General features: G+C 69.3%; 14 protein-coding genes. 7 read left to right on the forward strand and 7 right to left on the reverse strand.

The features are described 5' to 3' along the window. Nucleotides 1–10 precede the first annotated feature (10 nt). The 3 genes from OG385_RS00440 to OG385_RS00450 form a co-directional block, all read right to left on the reverse strand. Nucleotides 11–2,398: an alpha-L-fucosidase gene (locus OG385_RS00440; RefSeq protein ID WP_266850731.1), complete on the reverse strand. Its 2,388-nt coding sequence runs from the start codon at nt 2,396–2,398 to the stop codon at nt 11–13. 191 nt (nt 2,399–2,589) lie between these two features. Continuing rightward, entirely contained in the window at nt 2,590–2,760 is a 171-nt protein-coding gene (locus tag OG385_RS00445) for a hypothetical protein (RefSeq protein WP_266850733.1), read from the reverse strand. 325 nt (nt 2,761–3,085) lie between these two features. Next, complete coding sequence (locus tag OG385_RS00450) at nt 3,086–4,540, reverse strand: SDR family NAD(P)-dependent oxidoreductase (RefSeq protein WP_266850735.1); 1,455 nt, start codon at nt 4,538–4,540, stop codon at nt 3,086–3,088. Between the two features lie 291 nt (nt 4,541–4,831). Between OG385_RS00450 and OG385_RS00455 the strand changes: the two genes are divergently transcribed. Next, on the forward strand, nt 4,832–5,248 hold the full coding sequence (locus OG385_RS00455) for an SH3 domain-containing protein (protein ID WP_266850736.1): 417 nt from the start codon (nt 4,832–4,834) through the stop codon (nt 5,246–5,248). 48 nt (nt 5,249–5,296) lie between these two features. Here the strand turns inward: OG385_RS00455 and OG385_RS00460 are convergent, their stop codons facing one another. Then, nucleotides 5,297–6,070, reverse strand: coding sequence for a helix-turn-helix domain-containing protein (locus tag OG385_RS00460; protein WP_266850737.1), 774 nt, complete (start codon nt 6,068–6,070; stop codon nt 5,297–5,299). 73 nt (nt 6,071–6,143) lie between these two features. Between OG385_RS00460 and OG385_RS00465 the strand changes: the two genes are divergently transcribed. Continuing rightward, nucleotides 6,144–7,481: an MFS transporter gene (locus tag OG385_RS00465; RefSeq protein WP_266850739.1), complete on the forward strand. Its 1,338-nt coding sequence runs from the start codon at nt 6,144–6,146 to the stop codon at nt 7,479–7,481. Here OG385_RS00465 and OG385_RS00470 read toward each other — a convergent pair. From OG385_RS00470 to OG385_RS00480, 3 genes are all read right to left on the reverse strand, one after another. Next, entirely contained in the window at nt 7,414–9,756 is a 2,343-nt protein-coding gene (locus OG385_RS00470) for a GH92 family glycosyl hydrolase (protein ID WP_266850741.1), read from the reverse strand. The genes OG385_RS00465 and OG385_RS00470 overlap by 68 nt on opposite strands. 95 nt (nt 9,757–9,851) lie before the next feature. After that, on the reverse strand, nt 9,852–10,049 hold the full coding sequence (locus OG385_RS00475; protein WP_266850743.1) for a hypothetical protein: 198 nt from the start codon (nt 10,047–10,049) through the stop codon (nt 9,852–9,854). Between the two features lie 150 nt (nt 10,050–10,199). Next, on the reverse strand, nt 10,200–12,809 hold the full coding sequence (locus tag OG385_RS00480) for a PA14 domain-containing protein (RefSeq protein ID WP_266850745.1): 2,610 nt from the start codon (nt 12,807–12,809) through the stop codon (nt 10,200–10,202). Nucleotides 12,810–12,942: 133 nt separating this feature from the next. Between OG385_RS00480 and OG385_RS00485 the strand changes: the two genes are divergently transcribed. From OG385_RS00485 to OG385_RS00505, 5 genes are all read left to right on the forward strand, one after another. After that, the gene (locus tag OG385_RS00485) at nt 12,943–14,016 is read left to right on the forward strand and encodes a LacI family DNA-binding transcriptional regulator (protein WP_266850747.1); all 1,074 of its coding nucleotides are present in this window, start codon (nt 12,943–12,945) and stop codon (nt 14,014–14,016) included. Between the two features lie 191 nt (nt 14,017–14,207). Next, nucleotides 14,208–15,296: an ABC transporter substrate-binding protein gene (locus OG385_RS00490; RefSeq protein WP_266850749.1), complete on the forward strand. Its 1,089-nt coding sequence runs from the start codon at nt 14,208–14,210 to the stop codon at nt 15,294–15,296. A 50-nt stretch (nt 15,297–15,346) separates the two neighbouring features. Then, entirely contained in the window at nt 15,347–16,858 is a 1,512-nt protein-coding gene (locus OG385_RS00495; protein ID WP_266860525.1) for a sugar ABC transporter ATP-binding protein, read from the forward strand. Further along, complete coding sequence (locus OG385_RS00500; protein ID WP_266850751.1) at nt 16,851–17,813, forward strand: ABC transporter permease; 963 nt, start codon at nt 16,851–16,853, stop codon at nt 17,811–17,813. The genes OG385_RS00495 and OG385_RS00500 overlap by 8 nt, the downstream gene beginning before the upstream one ends. 5 nt (nt 17,814–17,818) lie before the next feature. Next, nucleotides 17,819–18,829 (forward strand): ABC transporter permease, encoded by a 1,011-nt coding sequence (locus OG385_RS00505; protein ID WP_266860527.1) that lies wholly within the window; start codon nt 17,819–17,821, stop codon nt 18,827–18,829. Nucleotides 18,830–18,967: the final 138 nt, after the last annotated feature.

Raw genomic sequence — 18,967 nt, forward strand, 5'->3', positions numbered from 1 at the left:
CCCGGTGCGGCTACCTGCTCTGCTCGACCTTGAAGACCCAGGCGTACTCGCCGGCGGAGCGCGCACCCGCGGGTACGTCGATCACCAGCTTGTCCCCGCTCGTACGCCAGGTGAGCGGCCGCCGGTAACCGAGCATGGTCACCCGGTCCCCGCTGCGGATCGGCACCGGCGCCTCGACGGTCAGCGTGGCGCCCGGCCGGACCAGCGAGTGGATGTAGAACGCCTTGCCGGGCCGGACCGTGAAGCGCAGATCGTCACCGAGCTGGGGCATCCGCGCCCAGTAGGTGCTGCCGTGGATGGCCTCGCCATTGACCTCCAGCCATTTGCCGGTCTGCCGCAGCCTGTTCTGCATGATCTCCGGAATGGTGCCGTCCGCGCGCGGCCCGATGTCGAGGAGGAAGTTGCCGTTCTTGCTCGATGTGTCGATGAGCGTGTGCACGATCTCCTCCGCCGACATGTACATGCTGTCGGGGGTGGCCTGGTTGTAGCCGTAGCTGTAGGGATCGAGCCCCCGGCTGGCCTCCCACTTGTCGGTGACGATCGAGTCGTACGTCGCGTACTCGGGGGTCGTGAAGTCGTGCGGCCCGATGCCGGACCGGTTGTTGACGGCGACCCCGATCGGCCGGGCCCGGTCCTTGGCGCTGTTGTAGTACTCGGCCATCACCCGGTGGCTGTCGTTCGGCCCGCCGATGTCGCACCAGAGCACCTCGGGGTCGTATCCGTGGATCAGCTCCAGCATCTGCGGGGCCTGGTAGTCCTTGATGTAGTCCTTGCCCGCCGTGTAGCCGGTGTACGGGACGGGCTCCAGGGTGTACGGATTGCGCGGCGGATAGAGCTGCCCGCTCCAGGGGTTGTCCGGGTTGAACCACTCGGGCATCGAGAAGTACAGCCCCCGGTGCAGCTCCGGCGCGTACCGGCGGGAGGCGTCGAACAGCTCCTTGACCAGGTCGCGCTTCGGCCCCATCTTCACGGCGTTGCGGTCGGAGACCTTGGTGTCCCACAGCGCGAAGCCTTCATGGTGCTTGGAGGTGAGGACGTGGTACTGCGCTCCGGCGTCCCGGAACAGCTCGACCCAGGAGCGCGGATCGAACTTCTCCGCTGTGAACCTCGGGATGAAGTCGTCGTAGTTGAAGTTCTCGCCGTAGACATCGCGGTGGTGGGCGTACGTGGGGTTGTTCGGGTCCTGCATCTGGTTCCAGTACCACTCGGCGTACTGCTTGCCGACCGGCGCCCAGGCGGGCACCGAGTAGACACCCCAGTGGATGAAGATCCCGAACTTGGCGTCCTGGAACCAGTACGGCGCCTGGTGAGTGGAGAGCGAGGCGTCGGTGGCCTCGAACTCCGGCACACCGAGGGTGAGCCTGCTCGCCGCCGTGGCCGCGTCGGAGCCGCGGCCGTGCGCCACGATGCGGCCGTCGCGCGCGGTGCCCGGCTTGACCCCGGGCTTGCTGCGGATACCGATCCGGACCCTCGCCTGGTCGCCGGGGGCGAGCCGCGGGACGCGGGCGGGATCGACCGTACGGGCGCCCTGCACATCGACGGAGAGGGTGAGGGCGTCGGAGCCGAGCACGGCGACCGTGCCCGCGTTGACGACGGTGGCCTCGATGCTCTGGGCGCCCGAGTCGAGCAGGCTGGTGGTGGAGTGGGCGTCACGTACGGCCAGCGCGCGGCCCTCCGCCGCCGGCTGCAGCGAGAGGGCGAAGACGTGCAGTGACGCCTTGTTGGCCTCGGCCGGATTCGTCTTCGGCAGGGTGATCCCCACCAGTTCCCGGGCGGCGTCCACTGCCAGTTCGGAGACCCCGATGACGACCTGATGCTGATCCTTCGCGCCGGACGAGGTGTAGCGGTAGGGGGCGGAGAGCGGACCGCTGCCGGTGTACCAGTCGGGTCCGCCGAGACCCGCGGTGCCGGTGGAGCCGTCCGCGTAGTGCAGGGTCGCCTGACCTGACGCCTCCCCGTAACTGCACGCGACGAGGAACGCCCCGGACAGATAGCGCCCCCGGGGCAGGTCCAGCCGCTGCCCGAGGGCGACGGCGTTGTTCTTGGCCCCTGCGGTCGCGGCCGGGAAATCGAATGCGATGCCGTTCAACTGCACGGCGCCGGAAGGCAGTTCCTCGCCGGGGAAGGTGTAGCCGGAGCCGTCGAAGTCGCCGCCGCGGGCGTCCGCGGTGTCGATGCCGTCGTTGTCGAACCACTGGTCGAGCGGTACGGGGACCGCGGCCGGAACCTGCCCCCAGCCGCCTTTCGTTGGTGCGCCGGGAACCGCCGTTCCCGTACCGGGGGTCCGGGCCCCCTGCGTGCCGGTGTCCGCGTCGGCCGTGGCCGGGGCGAGCAGGGCGGCGCCGACTGCCGCCCCCGCCGTCATTCCGAGTACATGGCGTCTTGGAAGTTCGGTCATAAGGTCCGATGATTGGAGCATGACGAGTGCCTGTCAATACACTTCACAGCACAGAAAGCGGCGTGGAGAAATAATCCTCCACCAGACATCGGATGCCTGACGATTTCAGCTGGCCGGCGAAAGCCCTGTCCGCACCACGCGAACGGCCCGCTCCGGATGCGGAGCGGGCCGTTGGGGCGTGCGTGCAGCGGTCAGTCGATCCCCTGCAGGATGTGGGGCTCGGCGAGGTCGTCCTCGTAGCCCGCAAGCCTGATCGGGGCCGACCTGGCCCAGACGTCGAGATTGAGGAGCTTCTCGGGCCGGACAGTCCCGGTACGTTCCGCCGGGCGCTGCTCGCGCTTCGTGATGGTCTCTGATGTCACCGCGCACTCCTTTGTGTCGCGTAACCGCATGGACGGGGGCAGCTCGGACGCGGTGGCGCCGGTTTTCGGGCGGGACCGCGGCCGTGGTGCGTACCTGTCCCAGGACGGGACGAGAGATTTGGTGGAACCCCATCGACTGTCCGTCCGCATCAGAGTAACCAAATGAGCGGGGTTCCGCTCGATAGGGGCGACAGTCGGATGGCCAAGTTTTCTTTGCCTTCCGTTCAGAGGGACTTCCATCCGGCCATGATCTGCTCGAATCCGCCCGACGGCACTCCGGGAGGACGGACCGGTGGCGTCGGACGGAGCGGCGGAGCTGGAGGTCCTACCAGTTCGCGGGCGCGTAGTCCTTGAGGAAGACGCTGTGCAGGTCTTCGCCCGCCTCGCCGCGCACGATGGGGTCGTAGACCCGGGCCGCACCGTCGATCAGGTCCAGCGGAGCGTGGAAGCCCTCGTCCGCGAGGCGCATCTTGTCCGGGTGCGGGCGCTCGTCGGTGATCCAGCCGGTGTCCACCGCGGTCATCAGAATGCCGTCCGATTCGAACATCTCCTGGCCGCTGGTGCGGGTCAGCATGTTCAGCGCGGCCTTGGCCATGTTGGTGTGCGGGTGGCCGGCTCCCTTGTAGCCGCGACTGAAGACGCCCTCCATCGCGGACACGTTGACCACATAGGTACGGTCGGCCGCCGCTGCCGCCATCGCCGGGCGCAGCCGGCTGATCAGGATGAACGGCGCGGTGGAGTTGCAGAGCTGGACCTCCAGGAGCTCGACCGCGTCGACCTCCTCGACGGTCTGGATCCAGCTGTTGGTGTCGTGCAGATCCGGCACGAGTCCACCCGCGTCGATCGCGGTGCCCGCCTCGATCCGGGCAGGCGAAGCGGAGCCGGTGACCAGCGCGAGCTCGGCCACGTCCTGGGCGCTCAGCCCACCGGGCCTGGCGCTGGGCAGCGAGACCTGCGCCCCGCTGCCGAACGCGCCGATGACCTGCGAGGAGGGCAGCTCGCCCGCGGGCAGGGGCGCGGCCTCGGCGGCGATCAGCTCGCTGTACGCCTGCGGGGAACGGCGCACGGTCTGCGCGGCGTTGTTGATCAGGATGTCGAGCGGGCCTTCGGCGGCGACCGAGTCGGCCAGGGCCACGACCTGGGCCGGGTCACGCAGATCTATGCCGACGACCTTCAGACGGTGGATCCACTCGTCGCTGTCGGGCATCGCCTTGAAGCGGCGGACCGCGTCCTTCGGGAAACGCGTGGTGATGGTGGTGTGGGCGCCGTCGCGCAGCAGCCGCAGCGCGATGTACATGCCGATCTTGGCCCGGCCGCCGGTGAGCAGGGCCCGCCGTCCCGTGAGGTCGGTACGGGCGTCGCGGCGCGCGCGGTTCTCGGCGGCGCAGTCGCGGCAGAGCTGGTGGTAGAAGACGTCGACCTCGACGTAGCGGGTCTTGCAGATGTAGCAGGAGCGGGGGCGCTGGAGTACGCCCGCAATCTCACCCTGGGCGCTCGACGAGGGCAGCACTCCCTGCGTCTCGTCGTCGATGCGCTCGGCGGAGCCGGTGGCGGTGGCCTCGGTGACGGCCTTGTCATGGGCGGTCTTGGCGGCGCGGCGCTCCTGCCTGCGGCGCTGCTTCACCGTGCGGTAGACACCGGCGGTGGCACGGCGTACCGCGACGGCGTCCGGGTGGTCGACGTCGATCTTCTCCAGCTCGTCGAGCACGCTGAGGCAGAGAGCCAGCCGCTCCGGATCAATGCCGGGGCCGAATGCCTGGCTGTCCTCTGTCACCGTCATCGTCGTTCCTCTGTGTTCCCCAGCCCGAGGTCAGCAGAGCCCCAGGTCAGCAGTCGGCCATCGACCAACTTACGAAGATATACGCAGCCGGGCGGGATACCAAAAACGGCGGCCGCACACCCGGTCGGCCCCGCGGGCCACACGCCAGTGCCTCCTGCCCGGCGAAGGCCGGATGTGGCCTGACACGTTCGGCCCAACACCGCGTTTTATCCCACTTGTTGGGCGTTTTGCGGCGTAATGTCCCACTCGCGTCAATGAGTGTCATTGCGCTTCACGAACCAGGAGACCCTCTTGTCCACAACCGCTGTCCTCCGTACCCTCCGCGGCCGGAACGTCATCGCGGGCGCAGGCGCGCTGACCACCGCCGTGGCCCTCGGAGCAACGCTGATGGCCGCCGCCCCGGCCCAGGCCGATCCGCACGGCCCGTACGGCACGGTCACCGCCCGCACCGGCCTGATCGAGCGCCAGTACCCGAGCACGGACTCGTCCGTGCGGGGATCGCTGCACTTCCGCCAGACGGTTGCCCTGAAGTGCAAGGTCCGCGCCCAGAACATCGAGGGCAACACCGTCTGGTACCTGCTCCGTGACCGCCAGGTGTGGGTCTCGGCGCGCTACATGGACAACCACGGCTTCGTGAAGTACTGCAAGGACGTCGACCGCAGCAGCCGCGAGATGCTCAACTCGGTGCCGAAGGGCGCCATGGGCTGATCAGCCCCATCGGCTGAGCGCGCCGGGATGCTCGTCACCCCGGCGTGCTCAGCGCCCCGGGGTGAAGTACCCGGTGGGACTGGTACCGAGCGCGCGGCGGAACATCGCGGTGAACGCGCTCGGTGTCGCATAGCCCAGTGCGCCGGACACGGATGTGACCGGCACTCCCCTGGCGAGAAGTGTCACCGCGTGAATGAGCCTGGCCTGCTGAACCCAGCGGGCCAGGCTCATTCCGGTTGCGGCCGGGAATCTGCGCTGCAGGGTCCGCGGGCTCAGATGCGCGAAGGCCGCGGCCTCCTTCGTCCCCCAGGCCGCTCCGGGCTCCCGTACGACCGCAGCGCAGAGCGACGACAGAGCGTCGTCCGCGGGGGCGGGCAGATGCAGTGCGGGGACCGGGTGCGGGGTCAGCTGGAGGAGGAGCAGCTCCATGACCTTGCCGTCGCGGCTCTCCGGGTCGTACTCCACGGGCAGCCGCGCGGCCTCCTCGATCAGTTCGCGCAGCAGCGGCGAGACCGAGACGACGGTCGGCTCCCGCGGCAGGTCCGGCTGCGGCTCGACGTACAGGGTGCGCATGGCGACCGCCCCGGCGCAGCTCATCTCGTGGGTGAGGCCGGCCGGCACCCAGACCCCGCGAGTGGCCGGGACGACCCAGGCCCCGTGGCCGGTGACCACGGTGATGGCCCCGGTCGTGCCGTAGATCAGCTGGGCCCGCCGGTGGTGGTGCGGAGGGATGTGGTGGCCGTCGGGCAGGTCCCTGGCCATCGCCGCCAGCGGTCTGGGAACCGACTGGTAGTCGTCGCGCTGCTCGCTCTTCCCGTACATTGGCGCATTCTCGATAGACATTGGCGTAGCAGAGAAAGTCTGCCACTGTTTGCCCGCCCTAACGTCGACCTATGTGATCGAATCCAACGTTTCCGCAGGCCAGAGCCGTGCGAACGGTGGCGGGACCCGGCGGCTCACCCTGCTGCTCACCGCCACCAGCGCTGTCACGGCTGCCAATGTCTATCTCAGCCAGCCGCTCATGGGAGCGGCGGCCGCCTCGCTCCGCGCCGGGCCCGACGCCCTCGCGGCCGTTCCGACAGCCACCCAGCTCGGCTATGCGGCAGGCATCCTGCTGCTCGTGCCGGCCGGGGACAGCCATGACCGGCGACGGCTGATCCTCGGACTCGGTACGGCGTCGGCCGTCGCGCTCGCGGGGTGCGCGCTCGCCCCTTCGGTGGGCTGGCTCGTCGTCGCCGGGTTCGCCGTCGGTCTGCTCTCGCCCGTCCCGCAGTTGGTCACTCCGCTCGCCGTGGCCCTGGCGGGCGACGGGCGGACCGGGCCGGGGGCCGGACGGATCGTCGGCACCGTACAGGGCGGCCTGCTGATGGGCGTGCTCGCGTCCCGCGCCTACTCGGGTTCCCTGGCCGAACTGGCGGGCTGGCGCGCCGTGTTCGGATGCTCCTGCCTGCTGACCCTGCTGCTGGTGCTCGTGCTGCGCGGGACCCTGCCGTACGTCCCGGCCGCCAGCAGCGCAGCCTCGTACCGGGCCACCCTGTCCTCACTGCCGCGGCTGTTCCTGGCCCACCCGCTGGTCCGCCGGATCACCGTGTCGGGGGCGCTGGTCGGGATCGCGTTCGGCGCCTTCTGGACCACGCTGACCTTTCTGCTGGAGCAGCACTACCGCGTCGGTCCGACCGGCATCGGGCTTTTCGGTCTCGTCGCGGCGGCCAGTGCTCTGCTCTCGCCGTTCGCCGGGCGGCTGGCCGACCGGATCGGCCGGCGCGGCGCGCTGGCGGCGCTGATCGGGCTGGTCGTCGCGGGGTGGCTGGTCCTGCTGCCCGGCGGCACCCGGTTCTGGTGGCTGGTGGCCGGGGTGATCGTGCTCGATGTGGGGGTCTGGGGCGGTCAGGCCGTCAGCCAGACCGTGCTGTTCACCCTGGACCCGCGTATCCACAGCCGTCTCAACACCCTCTACTTCACCTTCCGTTTCCTGGGAATCGCACTCGGCTCACTGGTGGGTTCGCTGGCGTGGGCGGGCGGCGGCTGGCCCGCCGTGGTGGGCACCGGGGTGGTCGCAGCCGTGGCCGGTCTTGTGGTGGGCGTCCTGCCCGCACGCGACGGGGACCGCCCGCCCCCCAGCACCGGAGCGGGCGCTACGGGAGCGGGCGGTCCTGATCAGCCGGTCAGCGAACGGCGGGCGGGGCGGCGGAGGCGTCGGTACCCCAGTCGGACGGCTTGGCTCCGACGCTGAAGGAGAGGGTGCGGCCCGAGCGGATCTCGTCGGTGGTGAGATACGTCTTGGCGTGGGCCGCGCCGTCCACGGCCGCCGACTGGATGTACCGGTCGGTGTCCGAGGCTCCCGGCGCCTTCACCGTGAAGCCGCCGTGCGGGTAGTAGCGGCGGTCCAGCTTCAGATCGACGCGCTGGAAGGCGGGCGTCGACAGGCCCCAGGTGTCGGTGCCCGGCTGGACCGGGAAGACACCGATGGAGGACAGGACGTTCCAAGCGGACATGGTGCCCAGGTCGTCGTTGCCCGTCATACCGGTCGGGGTGTCGGTGAAGAGGGTCAGCGCGGCGTGCACCACATCGGTCGTCTTCCACGGCTGGCCGGTGGAGAGATAGGTGTACGGGGCGATCAGGTCGGGCTCGTTCTGCGGGTTGTACTTGTCCGCGTTGTAGTAGTCGTACGGGCCGTTGACCCACACGTCGGTGGCCGTCTTCGCCGGGTCGGCGAGGAGCTGGTCGTAGGCGAAGAAGGAGTCGAGGCGCTTGTTGGCCGCGTCCTTGCCGCCGATCAGACCGACCATGCCGGACAGGTCCTGCGGGACCATCCACTGGTACTGCCAGGCCGTGCCCTCGTGGAAGCCCTCGCCCTGCGCCGGGTCGGCCGGACCGGTGAAGTTGCCGTTCTCGTCGCGGGCGCGGAAGAAGCCGGTCGAGGGGTCGAAGATGTTGCGGTAGCTCTGGGCGCGGGCCGCGTAGCGCTTGGCGTCCGCCTGATGGCCGAGGTCGCCCGCCATCTGACCGAGCATGGCGTCGGACAGCGCGTACTCCAGGGTGGCCGACGCACCGTGGTCGAAGTCCGAGTCGCCGGGCTTCACATGGGGACGGTCCTTGATGTACGGCGCGAAACCGTCCTTCAGATACTGCACGTTGGCCTCACGGCCGACCGCCGGGGAGTCCGCGGGCGGGGTCCCGTCGGCGTTCTTCTTGAGCGCGCGGTAGGCCTGCTCCTCGTACCCCTTGAGCAGCCCCTGCCGGTAGGCGTTGGTGAGGAAGGGGGTGACCGGGTCACCGGTCATGATGTTCGTCTCGACCGTGCCGTAGCCCCACTTGGGCAGCCAGCCGCTCTGCTCGTCGATCTTCAGTACGGAGATCGCCATGTTCCGTTCCTCGCGCGGCGCGAGGAGGGAGAGCAGCTGGGTCTGGGTGCGGTAGGTGTCCCACAACGACCAGTTCTGGTAGTAGTCGAATCCCTTGGCGCGGTGGATCTTCTGGTCCCAGCCCGTGTAGCGGCCGTCGGTGTCGCTGCCGATGTTGGGCGCGAGGAACGACCGGTAGAGCGAGGAGTAGAAGGTCCGGCGCTGGGTGTCGCTGCCGCCCTGCGCCTGGACGTCGTCGAGCCGGTCCTCCCAGCTCGCCTGCGCGGCGCGGTGGACCCGGTCGAAGCTCTTGCCGCCCTCGGCGCGCAGATTGCGGGCCGCGCCTGTGGCGTCGACGTAGCTGATGGCCGTGGTGGCCTCGACCGTACGGTCCTTGGACGTGTCGAAGCGCACCCAGGCGCCGTTGCCGCCGGTCCCGGTGGACTTCCGTGAGCCCTGGGTGACGGTGCCGTCCTTCCAGGTGCCCGATGTGGTGAAGGGGCGGTCGAAGTGCGTGACCGTGTAGAGGGTGTACGGCTTGGTGTCCTGGCAGAAACCGCTGCCTGTGATGGTGGTGCGGATGGTGCGGGAGTCGAGCACTTCGACGGAGGTGGAGACCGTCTTGTGCAGCGACTGGCCCGCGTTCAGCAGGACGTTGGCCTTGTCGGTGGCGGGGAAGGTGTAGCGCTGCACCCCGGTGCGCTTGGTGGCGGTGAGTTCGGCGGTGATGCCGGAGTCGAGGCCGACCTTGTAGTAGCCGGGGCTCGCCTTCTCGGTGTCGTGGCTGAACTTCGCCGCGTACTTGGCGTAGTCGGTCTCGGTGACGTCACCGGTGGTCGGCAGGGTCGGCAGATCGCCGCCGAGGCCGCAGCCCACCCCCGAGATGTGCACGCTGGAGAAGCCGCGGATCTCGTTCTGGGCGTGGTCGTAGCCGGTGTTGTGCCCGGTGTCCGGCGAGAGCTGCACCATTCCGAAGGGCACCGCGGCACCCGGGTAGGTGTTCCCCTCGTTCTCCGTGCCGATGAACGGGTTGACCAGATCGGTCAGTTGGCTGCCGTGAGGAGCTCCCGCTGCCTCGGCCGTCGGCGCGGCGAGGGCCCCGCCGATCAGCGCGGCGGCGGCCACGGCCGTCCCTGCGCCGCGCAGCCGTTGTGTCCAGTACATGGGTGGGGACCTCCACGGGGAAGAAGGGCGGGCTGTGTGTACGGGGCTGTGGGGGTATGGGCTGTGGGGGGCTTTCGGGGATGGCGGGCGCGAGGTCAGGAGGCGCCGAGCGGGACGAGGGGCGCGTCGTCGTAATGCCGGCCGGGAACGGCGAGGGCAAGGGCAAGGGCAAGGGCAACATAACGGGCGGACCCGTCCGCGGTCGGCGCGCTGTCCTGGCCGTGGCGGGAGAGTTCACCCGCCGGCCGGTAGGCGAAGCGGCGTGGGCTCAGCTCGTACGGATGATGGGACAAGCCGCTCCGCCCCCCTTTGGACAACGTTGTCAGAACGCGATCATTGTTGATTCCTGTCGCGCTCGCGTCAAGGGTTCCGACCGCTCAAGAGTTCCGACCGCAATGCTCCGGGTGCACCGGGCTGTGCGCGGTCCGGTGCACCCGGACCGGTCAGGAGGCCGGGCACCCTGCCGGAACCGCCTGTGACGCGTCGTGGATCAGCGCCTGCTGGGCGGCCCTGACCCGCTTCACATCGGGCTTGACGATCTTCCGGTCGTAGGTCATCAGTCCGTTCAACTCGCCCTCCACATCGGAGATCTGGGTGTAGACGGCGCCGTTGCTGCCCTGGCAGGCGAGCTTGCGCACCTCGTCCAGTTTGGCGAGGTAGTCGTCGGTGTACGTGGCCGGGTCGACCGCGACGTACGACTGCTGCACCGCCCAGGCGTGCCCGGGGACGGCCAGTCCGAGTCCGCCGTACTCACCGCTGACCAGCGCGCGTCTCCCGTCGGGCGCCGGCAGGGCCGGGCTCGGGTAGCCGTGCTCGTCGATGATGTCGCCGGTGCCGCCGTCGGTTCCCAGGTTGATGCCCGACATGCTGTTGACCAGCCGCGTCGGGTCCCATGCCTTGGCCTGGTCGGCGATGCGCGCCATGTCGTACTGGCCCCAGCCCTCGTTGAAGGTCACCCACATGACGACCGACGGATGGCTGCTGTGCTGGTCGATCATCTGCTTCATCTCGTGCTTGTACTCGGTGCGCGCGGCCGGGGACGGGTTGGTGCCCGCCTCCATGGCCGGCATGTCCTGCCAGACCATCAGACCGAGCTTGTCCGCCCAGTAGAACCAGCGGTCGGGTTCGACCTTGATGTGCTTGCGGACCGCGTTGAAGCCCATCGCCTTGTGCATCTTGAGGTCGTACGCGAGGGCCTGGTCGGTGGGCGCGGTGTACAGGCCGTCCGGCCAGAAGCCCTGGTCGAGGGTGGCCATCATGAAGACGGGCTTGCCGTTGAGTACGGTGCGCGGGGTGCCGTTCACCTTCTCGACGGCGATGGAGCGCATCCCGAAGTAGCTGCCGACCCGGTCGGAGCCGACGGTGACCCTGAGCCGGTAGAGATGCGGATCGTCCGCCGACCAGAGGTGCGGCTCGGGCACCGGTACGTTCAGTGCCGCGCCGGTACGGCCGGTGGCGGTGCCCACCTTGCGCTTCCCGTCATACGCGGTGGCCGTGACGGGCACCCCGTCGCGTACGCCCCGCACGTCGACGGCGACCTGCTGCGCCGTGATGTCCGGGGTGAGCTTGAGGGAGTCCGCGTGGTCGGCCGCGACCGGCTCCATCCACACGGTCTGCCAGATGCCCGACGACGGGGTGTACCAGATGCCGCTCGGGTCCAGGCGCTGCTTGCCCATCGGCGGATTCTCGCCGCCCTTGGCGTCGGTCGGGTCATAGACCCCGACGATCACCTCCTGGGTGCGGCCCGGCTTCAGCGCGTCGGTGATGTCCGCGCTGAACTTGTCGTAGCCGCCCTTGTGTTCGGTGACCTTGGTGCCGTTGACGTACACCTCGGCCTGCCAGTCGACCGCCCCGAAGTTGAGCTGGAGCCGCTTGCCCGAGCCGACCTTCCAGCCCTTGGGGACGGTGAACGTACGCCGGTACCACATCCGGTCCTCGTGCCGCTCGATCCCGGAGAGCTGCGACTCCACCGGGTACGGCACGAGGATCTTCTCCGCCAGCTTCTTGCCGACCGGCGGCTTCTCGCCCGCCTTGGCAGCGGCGAACTGCCAACTGCCGTTGAGGTTCTGCCAGTCGTCACGGGTGAGCTGGGGCCTCGGGTACTCGGGGAGTGCGTTGGACGGGCTGACGTCGTCCGCCCACTTGGTGCGCAGTTCGTACTCGGAGTCGTTGCCGCCGCTCGACCAGAAGGCTCCGACCGTCTTGCCGTCCCGGCCCTTCAGCGCGCCCTTGCCGTCGTAACGGATGTCCGCGAGGCCGTTGGCGCCGCCGCCCTTCTTGCCGACCACGGGCTTCTTGAGTGCCACGATCAGGCTGCGCGGGTCGGCCGGGTCCGCCTTGACGGCGCCCAGCGGCCAGGTCGCGCCGCCGATGACGGCATCGAGATGGCCCGCCAGTCCGGCGGGCACGGGCGCGAGCTTCTGCGCGAAGTCCAGCTTGAGGGTGCGGCCGGACTTCTGGACGGTGGCGGCGATGGCACCGTCGTAGTCGTAACCGTCGGGCAGCCGGAACGCGGACTGCGGGACCGGCGTCTTGGTGCCGCCCGGCGGGGTCCACTTCAGATGGAGGTCGGACCCGCCCTCGTGCTCGAAGTACTCGATCTTGATGTCGTAGGCCTTGCCCGCCGTCAACTCGACCGGCTGGGAGGTCTGTTCCTTCTCCCAGTCGTCCACCCAGTGGTCGATGACCGGTTTTCCGTCGATCCAGAGCCGGAAACCGTTGTCGCCGATCATCGAGAACGTGTGGGCGCCGGACTTCTCCGGGACGATCTTCCCGGTCCAGCGGACGCTGTCGTTGTCCGACTGTCCGGTGGCGGACTGGAGCCGTGACTCCAGGGTGGGGAAGTCGATATCCGGGTCGAACCCGGTGGCTTTGAGCTGCCCGAAGTCGAAGGCGCCCGGGGCCGATTGGGTGTAGTACTCCCCCTTCAGCCCGTGGGCTGTGACGGCGGGACTCGGGTGTGCGGGCGTGGCGGACGCGGCCGGCAGGGCGGAGAGCCCCGCGAAGCCGGTGACGGCGGCGAGGAGTAGGGCCAGATTTCTTCGGATGCGCACGGATCCTCCTTTGGTGAGGAAGGGTGGCGGCTCGTTGCGACAGTCTGTACAACGTTGGAAGGAACGGCAGTTGGCATGACAGCACGACTCCTGCCTGCTGTCCAGCGGCATGACCACTCGGAGGGGAGACTCAGTGGGCGTAAGCCTCAAGGACGTCGCCGGGCTCGCGGGCGTCTCGATCAAGACCGTCTCGAACGTGGTGAACAACTACCAGCACGTCACTCCGGCCATGCGGGCCAGAGTGCAGGCGGCGATCGACGAACTCGGCTACGTACCGAACCTCACCGCGCGCCACCTGCGGAAAGGCCGTACGGGAATCCTCGCGCTCGCGGTGCCCGAACTGGGCAACCCCTACTTCGCCGAGCTGGCGGGGGCCGTCATCGACGCGGCGGCCGAGCACGACTACACGGTGCTGCTCGACCACACCCGGGGCGAACGCGAACAGGAGATCCTGGTCAGCCAGGGCTTCCGGGGCCGGGTCATCGACGGGCTGATCCTCTCCCCCATCGAGCTGGAGGCCGACGACCTGCGCAGCCGGATCCACGACGCCCCGCTGGTGCTGCTCGGCGAGCGCGAGTACGACCTGCCGTACGACCACATCGCGATCGACAACGTCGCGGCGTCGCGCAGCGCGGTGCGGCATCTGATCGGACTCGGCCGCACCCGCATCGCGTACCTCGGCGCGCGCACCGACCGGATCAACAGGCCCGCCCAGCTGCGGCTTCGTGGCTGGCGCGAGGAGCTGACCGCCGCCGGTCTGCCGGCGCCGGACACTCTGGTGGCTCCCACCAGCGGCTGGGACCGGGATGACGGGGCGCAGGCGATGGCCTGGCTGCTGGACTCGGGCCGGCGCCCGGACGCGGTCTTCGCCTATAACGACCTGGTCGCGGTCGGTGCGATGCGGGTGCTCTCGGAACGGGGACTGCGGGTGCCCTGGGACGTGGCGGTGGTGGGGTTCGACGACATCGCGGAGGGCAGGTTCGGCGCGGTCACCCTCACCACCGTCTCGCCGGACAAGCAGTCCATCGCCCGGCTCGCGGTCGAGTCGGTCATCGACGGTCTCCAGGACTCCGAAAGGGGCCCCGGAACGGGATCCGGCAGCAGCTCCGGCCGGCACCCGGGGCAGGTGGCCGACGCGCCGGCCGGACGTGAACTCGCCGCGGAATTCCGGCTGGTGGAGCGGGAGAGCACCCTGGGCCGCCGGTGACGCGGCATCAGGCCCGGTATCGGCTCCGGCGCCGGGCCCGATATCGGGTTGTCAGGTACGCGAAGGGTTTACAGGACTCTTCTAACGTTGTAAAAAGTGGCCCGGAACGCTGAGTCGACTCGTACGAGCCCGCCTCCCGTGCCTCGTTGCCACGGGCCCGCGCCACATCTGGGGACGCCATGAATCCGACCATGCTCCTTCGACGTACCACCAGCAAAGCCCTACTCGCCACCGGTCTCGCCGCGAGCCTCGCGCTCGCCTCCGGCTGCGCCAAGTCGGAGGACGACGGCGCGAAGGACACCTCCGCCTCGTCCGGCAAGGGCGATTCGGGCCAGGTCGTCGCCACCCCGTCCGCCGGGGACGCCAAGAGCTGCACCATCGGTCAGTTCGGCGGCAAGAAGCTCGACATCAAGAGCGCCACCATCGGTTTCTCCCAGTCCGAGAAGGAGGCCAACCCCTTCCGGATCGCCGAGACCGCCTCCATGAAGGCCGAGGCCCACAAGCGCGGCCTGAAACTGCTCACGGCCAACGCGCAGTCGCAGTTCTCCAAGCAGATCAGCGATGTCCAGGACCTGATGGCCAAGGGCGCGGACCTGCTGGTCATCGCCCCGCTGAACTCGGACGGCTGGGGACCTGTGCTCCGCACGGCGCGGGCGAAGCACATCCCGATCGTCACCGTCGACCGCAAGATCAACGCAACCCCGTGCAAGGACTACGTCAGCTTCATCGGCTCCGACTTCGTCCAGCAGGGCAAGCGGGCGGCCGACCAGATGATCGCGTCGACCGGCGGCAAGGGCAAACTCGCCATTCTGCTCGGGTCCGCGGGCAACAACGTCACGACCGAACGCACCAAGGGCTTCAAGGACGAGCTGAAGGCGAAGGCCCCCGGGCTCAAGGTGGTCTTCGAGCAGACCGGTGAGTTCGTCCGCGAGAAGGGCCAGCAGGTCACCGAGCAGCTCATCCAGTCGAATCCGGACATCGCCGGGATCTACGCGGAGAACGACGAGATGGGCCTCGGCGCCGTCAACGCGCTCAAGGGCGCGGGCAAGAAGGCCGGTGCGGTGAAGATCGTGACCGTGGACGGTACGCGCAACGGCGTCCAGCAGATCGTGGACGGCTGGATGAGCGGAGATGTGGAGTCCAACCCGCGCTTCGGACCGCTCGCCTTCGAGACGCTCGACAACTTCACCAAGGGCCAGAAGGTCCCGCAGAACATCATCATCCAGGACAGCGAGTACAGCAAGGACAACGCCAAGTCCGACATCGGCAAGGCGTTCTGAGCGTGGAGGCGCCGGAACAGCCGGTGAACAGGGAGGCGCCGGAACGGCCGGTGCTGTCCGTCACCGGTCTGACCAAGACGTTCCCGGGCGCCCGTGCGCTCGACGGGGTGGACTTCGCGGTGCGGCCCGGCGAGGTCCATGCGCTGATCGGTGAGAACGGCGCCGGGAAGTCCACCCTCATCAAGGTGCTGACCGGCGTCTACCGTCCCGACGAGGGCGAGTTGACCTACCGTCAGAGGCCGGTGTCGTTCGCCACCCCGCTCGCCGCACAGCACGCCGGGATCTCCACGATCTACCAGGAGGTGAATCTGGTCCCGCTGCTGAGTGTGGCCCGCAACCTCTTCCTCGGCCGCGAGCCCCGCAACCGTATCGGCCTGATCGACTTCCGCCGGATGCACCGCGAGGCGGACGAGGCACTGTGCTCGCTGGGGGTACGGACCGACGTCCGCAGACCGTTGCGTTCGCTCGGCGTCGGCACGCAGCAGATGGTGGCACTCGCCCGTGCGGTCTCGGTCGACGCGCGGGTGGTCATCATGGACGAGCCGACGTCCTCACTCGAACCGGCGGAGGTCCGGACCCTGTTCGGGGTGATCCGAATGCTGCGCGAGCGCGGGATCGCGGTGATCTATGTCAGCCACCGCCTTGAGGAGCTGTACGAGGTCTGCGACACCGTGACCGTGCTGCGGGACGGCGAAGTCGTACACACCGGACCAATCGCCGAGCTCGGCCGGCTGCGGCTGGTCTCCATGATGCTCGGGCGCGAGATGGGCGAGGTGCGCAGCGAAGGCCTCACTCAGTTCACCGGCGGACACGCCGACGAGACCGAACCCGTGCTGCGAGCCGAGGAATTGACGATCCGCCATGTCCTGAAGGATGTTTCGATCGGCATCCGGCCCGGCGAGGTGGTCGGGCTGGGCGGGCTGCTCGGCTCGGGCCGCAGCGAGACCGCCAAGGCCATCGCCGGCGCGCTGTCGCCCGAATCGGGGCGAGTGCTCGTCGCGGGTGGCGCCGTCCGTACGGGATCAACCCCCGCGGCCATCCGGGCGGGCATCAGTCTGCTGCCGGAGGACCGCAAGGCCGAGGGCATCGTGCCGGGGCTCTCGGTCCGGGAGAACATCGCACTCGCCGCGCTGCCGGGGCTCTCGCGCTTCGGCCTGGTCGACGAGAAACGTATCGACAGCATCGTGGAGACCTTCATGACGCGTCTGCGGATCAAGGCCGCGGGCCCGCACCAGAAGGTGGGCGAACTCTCCGGCGGCAACCAGCAGAAGGTGCTGCTCGCCCGCTGGCTCGCCATGCGGCCCAAGGTGCTGCTCCTCGACGAGCCGACCCGGGGCATCGACGTCGGTGCCAAGGCCGAGGTCCAGAGACTCATCGACGAACTCGCCGAGGACGGACTGGGCGTGCTGCTGATCTCCTCGGACCTGGAGGAGCTGATCGAGGGCTCCGACCGGGTGGTCGTCCTGCGGGACGGCGCCGTCGTCGCGGAGCTGTCGGGTGACGCCGTCACCGGGGAGCAGTTGCTGCGAGCCATCGCGGCGAAGGGCGGGGACGATGACTGACCTGGCGCTCCGGCGCACTTCGGCCGACCGCGACCGGCTGCTGCGGCTCCTCCAGGAGTACGGGGTGTACGCCGGGGTGGCCGTGCTGATCGTGGCCAACATCGCCTTCACTCCGCACTTCCTGTCCGCGGAGAACTTCCGTACCCAGGCCGTGCAGGTCGCACCGGTCCTCATCGTGGCGCTCGGGATGGCGCTGGCGATCGGCAGCGAGGGCGTCGACCTGTCGGTGGGCTCGGTGATGGCCCTCTCGACCTCACTGGTCTCGCTCTATCTCGGCTACGGGGTGTGGATCGCGCTCATCACGGCCGTCATCGGCGGAATCGTGGTGGGGGTGGCCAATGGCTCGCTGATCGCGTTCATCGGTGTCCAGCCCATCGTCGCGACACTGGCGCTGATGGTCGCCGGACGCGGGGTCGCCCTGGTCCTGCTCCCCCAGCTCAAGGACATCCACGACCCCCGGATGGCGTCGCTGGGCTCGGGGGACGTGCTCGGCATCCCCTATCTGGTGCTGATCGCGGCAGCCCTCGCCCTGGTCGTCGCGTTCACCGTGCGACGTACGACGTTCGGCAGGCAGCTGCTGGCCATCGGCGACAGCCGGCCGGCCGCGCAGCTGGCGGGACTTCCGGTCCGGCGGGTGCTGATCCTGGTCTATGTCTGTTCCGGGGTGCTGGCCGCCGTCGCCGGTGTCCTCGCGTCGGCGCGCCTGCAGGCCAGTGACCCGACCTCGCTCGGCACTCTGATGGAACTCTCCGCGATCACCGCCGTGGTCGTCGGCGGTACGCCACTGAGCGGCGGCCGCATCAGGATCGGCGGCACCGTGGCGGGGGCCGTCCTCATCCAGCTGCTCACCGCCACGCTCATCAAGCACGATCTGCCGCCGTCCTGGACGCAGATCGCTCAGGCCGTGGTGATCGTGCTCGCGGTGTACGCGGCACGGGAACGGGGGAAGCGGTGACCGCCGTGCAGACCATCGGGACCGGCCGGCCGACCGAAGGGGCCGGGCCGGACGGCCCGACCCGCGGGGAGCGGATCAGCGCACTCGCCCAGCAGCACGGCGCGCTGGTGACACTCGTCGTCGCCGTGATCGCTGCCTCGCTGAGCTTCGACACCTTCCTCACCACCGACAACCTCGGCAACATGGCCGTCTCCTCGGCCTTCCTCGCCGTCGTGGCCCTCGGTATGACCTTCGTGATCATCACGGGCGGAATCGACCTGTCGGTGGGCTCGCTCTTCGCGCTGGGGGGCGTGCTCGGCGCCTGGGGCTCGCGGTACGGGACCGTGGTGGCCCTGCTCCTCCCGTTGGCGGTCTGCGGGCTGATCGGCCTGGTCAACGGCCTGTTGATCGCGAGGGCCAGGCTGGCACCGTTCATCGTGACACTCGCGTCGCTGCTCGCCGCACGCGGCATTCTGCTGGCGATCACCCATGAGGGCGCGACGACCTATCTGGTCGACGACACGTCGTTCTTCGCCCGTCTCGGCCAGAACAAGCTGCTCGGCGTCGGGGTGCCCGTCTGGATCACGGTGGCGCTCTTCGTGCTGGGAGCGGTGGTGCTGCGCCGCACCCGCTTCGGCCAGTACGTGTACGCGGTCGGCGGCAACGAGGACGCGGCAGCGCTGATGGGCGCCCCCGTCGCCCGTACGAAGACCACCGTGTACGCGCTCTCCGGGGTCTGCGCGGGGCTCGCGGGGGCGCTCAACGCGGCCTGGCTGGTCTCCGGTGTCACCATCCTCGGCTCGGGCATGGAGCTGGAGGCGATCTCGGCCGTCGTCATCGGCGGCACCCTGCTGACCGGCGGATTCGGCTTCATCAGCGGCTCGCTCGTCGGTGTGCTGCTGCTGAAGGTCATCCAGAACGTCATCAACCAGATCGGCTCGCTGGACTCCGCGTACCAGCAGGTGGTCAGCGGCGCCTTCCTGGCGGCCGTGGTCATCGCCCAGACCTGGCTGGGCAGGCGCCGCAGGATGCTGTGAAGCCCGGCCCGCCGCCCGGGGCGGCGCGTGGCGTCACACCGGACGGATCCCGGCCTCCCGCACGACCGCCGCGAGGACTACGCCCCGGGCAGCCACGTACTGCTCTGGTAGTACGAACGATTCGGTGCCTGGGTACGA

The sequence above is a fragment of the Streptomyces sp. NBC_01306 genome (assembly GCF_026340465.1).
Classification (GTDB): domain Bacteria; phylum Actinomycetota; class Actinomycetes; order Streptomycetales; family Streptomycetaceae; genus Streptomyces.